Source organism: Oceanobacillus alkalisoli (assembly GCF_021556485.1).
GTDB classification, from domain to species: Bacteria; Bacillota; Bacilli; order Bacillales; family Amphibacillaceae; genus Oceanobacillus; species Oceanobacillus alkalisoli.
This window is the reverse complement of sequence record NZ_JAKGBW010000098.1, coordinates 1-284: the sequence shown is the minus strand read 5'-3', so window position 1 is coordinate 284 and position 284 is coordinate 1. Positions and strand designations below refer to the sequence as shown.

Annotated in this window: 1 protein-coding gene; it reads right to left on the bottom strand. The window is 60.9% G+C overall.

Translation table 11 applies throughout. The features are described from left to right. Positions 1-79: 79 nt before the first annotated feature. Positions 80-284 (bottom strand): hypothetical protein (locus tag LZD48_RS19380; RefSeq protein ID WP_235764150.1); only part of this gene is annotated, 205 nt, incomplete at its 5' end.

The following is a 284-nucleotide window of genomic DNA, read 5'->3' as shown; positions in this document are numbered from 1 at the left end:
CCATGATTTAGCAAAGGCTTTCCTCAGGCAGCAGCAGCAGGCAGAGGACAGAGACAGGACCTCAGCACAGTGACGGCTCCTAGTTAACACCGGTCCTTCCCGGCACGGCCTCGGAGAGATGATATTTTGGCACAATTCTCCTCTCCCTCTTGAAGATGACTCCCTGCTCTGAGGCTGGCAGTGCTGGGCAGGCTCTGCCCACGTGGCCGGGAGCCACACTGCCAGCCACAGCCCCAGGGCTGCCCCACGCGAGATGGCATCCAAGCACATCACGCAGCCACCTC